At 58.5% G+C, this 6,395-nt stretch carries 7 protein-coding genes; 1 reads left to right on the forward strand and 6 read right to left on the reverse strand.

The features are described 5' to 3' along the window. Both Q1J43_RS00815 and Q1J43_RS00820 read right to left on the reverse strand, forming a co-directional pair. On the reverse strand, positions 1-934 hold a 934-nt coding region (locus tag Q1J43_RS00815), incomplete at its 3' end, for a cytochrome c3 family protein (RefSeq protein WP_301100389.1). A gap of 143 nt (positions 935-1,077) precedes the next feature. Further along, a complete protein-coding gene (locus Q1J43_RS00820; RefSeq protein ID WP_301100390.1) occupies positions 1,078-1,917 on the reverse strand; it encodes an alpha/beta hydrolase in 840 nt (279 codons plus the stop codon). Between the two features lie 170 nt (positions 1,918-2,087). Here Q1J43_RS00820 and pssA point away from each other — a divergent pair, with 170 nt between their 5' ends. After that, positions 2,088-3,497: a CDP-diacylglycerol--serine O-phosphatidyltransferase gene (gene pssA / locus Q1J43_RS00825; protein WP_301100391.1), complete on the forward strand. Its 1,410-nt coding sequence runs from the start codon at positions 2,088-2,090 to the stop codon at positions 3,495-3,497. Between the two features lie 12 nt (positions 3,498-3,509). Here pssA and Q1J43_RS00830 read toward each other — a convergent pair whose 3' ends face one another. The 4 genes from Q1J43_RS00830 to Q1J43_RS00845 all read right to left on the reverse strand — a co-directional run bounded on the left by Q1J43_RS00830 (position 3,510) and on the right by Q1J43_RS00845 (position 5,963). Further along, positions 3,510-3,827 carry a DUF1840 domain-containing protein gene (locus Q1J43_RS00830; protein WP_301100392.1) on the reverse strand — a complete coding sequence of 106 codons (318 nt, stop codon included), beginning with the start codon at positions 3,825-3,827 and terminating at the stop codon, positions 3,510-3,512. 2 nt (positions 3,828-3,829) lie between these two features. After that, complete coding sequence (locus Q1J43_RS00835) at positions 3,830-5,053, reverse strand: MFS transporter (RefSeq protein WP_301100395.1); 1,224 nt, start codon at positions 5,051-5,053, stop codon at positions 3,830-3,832. Between the two features lie 30 nt (positions 5,054-5,083). Next, complete coding sequence (locus tag Q1J43_RS00840) at positions 5,084-5,626, reverse strand: glycine zipper 2TM domain-containing protein (protein WP_301100393.1); 543 nt, start codon at positions 5,624-5,626, stop codon at positions 5,084-5,086. 127 nt (positions 5,627-5,753) lie between these two features. Continuing rightward, entirely contained in the window at positions 5,754-5,963 is a 210-nt protein-coding gene (locus Q1J43_RS00845; protein WP_301100394.1) for a hypothetical protein, read from the reverse strand. Positions 5,964-6,395: the final 432 nt, after the last annotated feature.

The raw sequence follows: 6,395 nt of genomic DNA on the forward strand, positions 1-6,395 counted from the left end.
AACCGAGGAGCATGGCGCCGAAAGCAATCATCAGCAGGGTGTCGATCAGAGGGTGACGGGTCGCGCCAAGGACATAGGAGTTGGAGAGAATGACGCTGTTGGCAAACCCGAGCCGCTGATGCTCTTCCTTGGCCAGGTGACGATACAGGCGCGTATTGAGCGAACTATTGGCGCTGTGGCAGGCGAGGCATTTCTTCTCGGCCTTGTCCTTGTTCAAGATTTCGTGTGAGAGCGTTTTGCCTGCCGGGGTATGGCACTCGACGCAGCGCACCGCTTTCCAGTGGGCGCGGGTATTGGGCAGCCACTCGTGGAGCTCATCGATATTCGGGCGCTCCTTTTTGAGTGAGGTTTTTTCGTCGTCCGGTGCGAACTTGGCAAACTCCCTGTCGGAATCGTGACAGGCCAGACAATGGCGATTGTCCTGTGCGACGATCCTCTTCGGATCGATCAGCTTGGAGGCGATCAGGTCGACGTGTGGACTATGGCAGGTACTACAGGTGAATTTGTCTTTCAGATTTTTCGCGTGAACCGAGGCTTCGAACTGTTGCTCGACCTTCATCACCTTGGCCGCGTGACATTCCTCGCAGGGACTGATCGAACTCCTGGCATCGGCGGCATGCGGAAAATCGACATAGCCCTGCCCATGGCACTGCTTGCATTCCATCAGACCGTGGTTGGAGCCATTGAAAATATTTGGCTCGTGTATCAGGGTGCGCAACTTCGCCAGATCCATGTCTGTAGCGTGTGTTTTCGGCGGGTTCTTGTAACCTTCCGTGGAATGGCAGGCAAAGCACTCGTTGTTGGCACGACGGATTTTTTCGAGCAGTTCGGGCGTCATTAACGCACTGGTCTTGTCCTGAGCCTGGGCGTGTGACGTACCGACGATCAACAATCCGGTGAGGACAACGAGAAGCTTGGTTAACAGCGACCGCATTAAACGCTCCCGTGTAGTTATGGACGACGCAAACTCAAGCACCAGCACCAGCACCAGCGCCGCATCTTACCTTATCACTTTGGAAATAGTTGCGGGCAGGCTGACATTCTTGGCACGTCGGCGGAACCCATCGGTCCTTCGGTTTATACAATCTGTGCCATGCATTCAGGGGTCTGATCCCGATTCAGTCCAAGATGGACGCCAAGCCAGTCATCGATTTTCTCTGCCACACTGCGCCACTGGGGGTCCATCATCAGCATGTGTCCTGCCCGCGGAATGACGCAACTTTCGCCGTTCCAGCCGGCCGCCGTCATGTATAGCCGGTTCGCCGCGAACAGCGCATCGAGTTGCCCGCCAATGACCAGCGCGGGAATTCGTGGCTTTCTTGCCGGCAAGCGCAAGGACAGCGTCATCAGTTCAGTCAGCGCGCGCATCGACTCGTCCTGCACCATGGGTTGAAAAACGGCAAATTGCTCAGCGCTTACGTCGGGCGAGAAATATACCTCGCGCATTACGCGGACCGTTTTGGCGGTGTATTCGCCACGCACGGCACGCTCGGCTTCGGCGATAAAATCCGGCTGCCGGAGCGCCAGTTGCATGCCCGATACCGCAAGGCCGGTTGGTGGAACAGGAGCCAGCATCACTAACGCTTTCGCCGACGCCGTTTCGAGATAACGCTGGACCACGATTGCGCCCATCGAGTGCCCGATCAGCACCGGTGAGGCGCCCAGAGACGCAACGATGTGGGCGACATCTTCAGCGTAATCGTCCAGCCCGAAGTTGTGCAACTCGCGACGCCCCGCGCTTCTGCCGTGTCCGGACAAGTCGAGGGCGTAACAGTGGTAGCCCCGCCTCTGGAAAAACGGCAGGAAGCTCACATCCCAGCACGCCGAATTGATATAGCCGCCATGTACAAAAACCAGCGGCGGGAAACCTCTGTCTTCCAGCGCAGGGCGATCAAGCAGATGCAGTTGGCGATGCATTCAGAGATAACTCCAAAGCCGGATCTAGGGCGAACTCCATCAGGCTAGCGCTCAAACCCCAAACAACTAGGACGTTACCACGCGGGGAACGACAATAACCATGCCGAATCCAGATTTGTTAGAAATTGCCGGGCAGCGACAAGCAGCGCCTGTCGGTATAATCCCACCCCGTGGAACCAACTCAAGCACCCATTATCACTCCTGCCGGACTCGCTTCAGCGTGGCAACGCTGGCGTGAACGCGCCAACGACAGGCCCGCGCTTGATAGTTTGCCGTGCCTTCCAGTAGCGGCCGCATGCCTGAGCACTCTGGCGAACCCAGCCGCCTTTCGTGAAACCCTGCTGGCGCTGATCGGGGCGGCTCGGCAGCGCATCCTGATCCCATCCTTGTACCTGCAGGATGACGACGCCGGCAGAGAGCTGCTGGTAGCCCTCTACGCTGCAAAGAAGACGCAGCCGCAATTGCAGATCGCTGTTTTTGTCGACTGGCACCGTGCACAACGCGGCCTCATCGGCAAAGCGCGCTCAGCCGGCAACTCGGCGCTGTACAAGGATCTGGCGCAGCGTCTCGGACCGGGCGTGCCGATCTACGGCGTTCCGGTGCAGCGACGGGAGTTCATGGGGGTGATGCATCTGAAGGGATTCATCATTGACGACAGCGTTCTCTACAGCGGCGCCAGTCTCAACGACGTTTACCTGCAATGGCATCAGCGCTATCGCCTTGACCGCTACCATCTGATTCGCAATCGGCCGTTGGCCGATTGCATGGCGGATCTACTGACCGGTGTTCTGCGCACCAACCCGGCCGTACACCCTCTCGATACCAAGGCGGTGCCAAAAACTCTGGACATTCGCAACGCCATCGTCAGATTCCGCCGGGTGCTCGGCAAAGCCCGCTATCACTTCACGCCGGGAACGATCAAGGCCGGGGAAGTCGGCATCACGCCCCTGATCGGTCTCGGTGTGCGTGACAACGAACTGAACGCAACGCTAGTGCAACTAATTCGCCACGCGCAAAAGCAACTGGTGATATTCACACCCTACTTCAACCTTCCCGGGCCAATCCGCAAGGCGCTCGACGCCAAGATCAAGGCCGGATGCCGCGTCACCATTATCCTGGGCGATAAGACAGCCAGTGATTTTTACATCCCGCCCGACGAACCCTTCAAAACCATCGGCGCGCTGCCCTACCTCTATGAAGCCAATCTGCGTCGCTTTTGCAAGACGCACCAGAGCGCCATTGCCGCCGGGCGCCTCAACGTGCACCTGTGGCGTCACGAAGGCAATACCTTCCATCTTAAGGGCCTGCTGGTCGATGAGGACTACGCCGTATATACCGGCAACAATCTCAATCCGCGCGCCTGGCGACTCGATCTGGAAAACGCTCTGGTGATCCACGACCCGCAACACATCTTGCTCGAACAGCATCTGGCCGAGCTGGCAAGAATCGTGACGCACGCGCACCGACTCGAACACCATCGTGCACTCGATGCCGTTGACACCTATCCCCTCCCGGTGCAACGTCTGATCCGGCGGCTGGCCCGTGTGCGCGCTGATCGCCTGGTCAATCAGGTACTCTGAACGCCGCCCCAATCAGAAGTCCCGTTCCGCTTCCCAGAGGATGAAGCCCTTTTCCTTCAAGGTCCACTCCATCAGATGGATCAGCGGCTGAGCGCGTTGCCCCAGGCTGATCTGCTCTGTGTTTTTGTCATCAGCGCCTTCTTCATCCCGGCTGTGTGCTTTGTCCTCGTCGACGGCGCGGTGCAGGCTGGCGATGGCCTGCGGCAGTTGCTCCTGGGTAAACACGCCGCGCGCGCTGCACTCCTTGCCGATGATCTCGAACAGGCGACGCGCATGTTTTGCAAACATGATCATTTCGCCGCTGGTATTTGAAGTCAGTTTGATCAGCATAATCATGCTCTCCCAAGCCGTGGCAGTTGCTGCACCGCCGCCTCGCGGATCGGCAGATTGACCAGCGCTGCGATGGCAGCCAGCACCATATCAGCGTACCACATCCAGGTGTAGTCGCCGAAGCGGGTGATCGACAAGCCGCCCAGCCAGGCGCCGAGAAAGCCGCCGATCTGGTGCGAGAGCAGGGTCAGGCCGAACAGTGTTCCGAGATGGCGCACACCAAACAGCTTGCCGACGATGGCGGCGGTCGGCGGCACAGTGGCCAGCCAGGTAAAGCCGAGGCCGGCGGCGAAAATGTAGAAGGTCAGATCGGTTCTCGGCGCAATCAGGTACAGCACAATCATCACCGCGCGTGACGCATACATCCAGAACAGAACGTATTTGCTGCGATAGCGCGCAATGCAGGAGCCGGCATAGAGACTGCCGAAAATATTGGCCAGTCCAATGATGGCCAACGACCAACTGGCCACCGCGGGTGGCAGGCCGCACAGATTGACCTCGCCCGGCAGATGGGTGACGAGAAAGGCGATGTGGAAACCGCAAGTAAAGAACCCGGCGTGCAGCAGCAGGTAGCTGCGATCAGCCAAGGCATTGCGTACACTGCGACGCAGCCCGGAGTCGGTGGCGGCGATTGATCGGTGTGCGTGGCCGGGCGGTTGCGAAATGACCCGGACCAGCGGCAGCGCGGTCAGCGTCAGCGCTGCCAGCGCCCACATCGCGCCCATCCAGCCCATGGCTTGAATCAACTTTTGCAGAATCGGGGCGAAGACGAACTGCCCGAAGGAACCACCAGCGTTGATCACACCCGATGCCACACCACGCGCCTCGACGGGCAGGCGGGTGGTCGCGGCGCCGATCAGTACCGAAAAACTGCCGGCGCCCGAGCCCACAGCAAAGAGCAGGCCGAGCGAAAATACCAGTCCCCAGGTGCTGGTCATCCAAGGCGTAAGGGCGCTGCCCAGCGCCAGCAGCAGCAGGCCGCCCTGCAGCACGCGACGCGGGCCGTAACGGTCGGCCACCGCGCCGGCGATTGGTTGCACGGCGCCCCACATGAACTGGCCGATAGCCATGGCCAAGCTAATCGAAGCGATGTCAAGACCGGTACTGGCGTTAAGCGGCGCGAGAAAAAGGCCCAACGATTGCCGCGCGCCCATGGTCACCATCAAGATGCCGGCGGCGCAGAGGGTGACGGCCCACGAAGTCGGGGTGTTGAGCGAGCGGAACATAGTCAAGGTTTTACGGCAGGAACAAAAACCTTACTTTTGCGGCGGCTCCAACACCAGCTTTCCATCCTTGACCGGAATTTGACTGCCCGGATTGTAGGCCAGACGCACGACGTCCTGCTTGCCTTCCAGACGGTAGCTTACGTCGTAACCAATGTGCTTTTCGGAGCTGTCATAAACCGTCTTGCAGCGCGCTTCGGTCGTGGTCACAGTGTCCTTCTCCTGCATGTTCTTTTGTACCTGGTTGCCTGCGTAAGCACCGCCCGCCGCGCCGGCAACCATCGCCACGGTACTGCCGCGGCCGCTGCCGACCATGCTGCCCAGGGCGCCACCAATGACGCCACCGGCCACCTTGCCGGCGATCCGGTTCTCATCCTTGACCGGCGCCTGGTGCCGCACCTGCACATCATGGCACTCCTCGCGCGGCGTCTTAACGGTTTCGGTAACGTCCTTAACAGCCAGAACTTCCGCAAAACGGGGTTTGGTTAGTGCCTTGTAGCCGGTAACGCCACTGGCCGCGACGGCAAGCGCCGCGATGCCGCCAATGACTACGCCTTTTACCATCGATTTGTCCATTGCCAACTCCTCTTTTAAGTCAATTGAATGTTTAGTCCTCAAACCGGCCACATGGTTGTGATTTCCGCCTCTCGACTATACCGGATCGGGCAGTGACATTCTCAAGAGTGAACAAGGCGACGATACCTTAAAGGGTGGCGATGGCATCGACATCGCCGACCTGCTGAGCAACATCGAGAAGCTCAACTTCGCGGACCTCTCCGCCGTCGACATCACCCTGGATAACCCGATGCCGGTCGAGGACGTCATCACCATCGCCAACCGCACGGGGATGAACCCCATCAAAGTTGCCGACCTCTTGGCCAACGACCGCGACTGGTAGGGCGACGCGCTGCACATCACGATAGTCATTTCAAGCGCAGAGAATAAGTGCATGCAGAGATTAAGTGTTTGACATTAAATGGTTTTGTGCATAGAGTGCTGCGGGTTTGTCGCGCCTAGTAATTCCAAAAAGAACAGGGAACAGAGGGCTTCGATCTGCCTTCCGGGGAGATTCAGATTCAGTATCGCCAGACACTTTTGGCCTGTGCTGCGTCCAATAGTGTGTCCCCTTGTGTGTTTATGAGATGGGAGATTTGAGTTGAAATCCTGGAAAACTTGTTCTACGGCGTCCCTCAGGGCACGGATTTTCGTGATCCCTGCCTGTTGCATCATCTATCTGCTGCTAATAACCGTTTCGTTGTTCAGTACGACGGCAATTGCCGCCGAGCATTGCGAGCAACTGAAAGTGAGTGGCTTTTTTGCTGAGTCCCAACCCCGTTATTTTATG

The sequence above is a fragment of the Propionivibrio sp. genome (genome assembly GCF_029255185.1).
Taxonomy (GTDB): domain Bacteria; phylum Pseudomonadota; class Gammaproteobacteria; order Burkholderiales; family Rhodocyclaceae; genus Propionivibrio.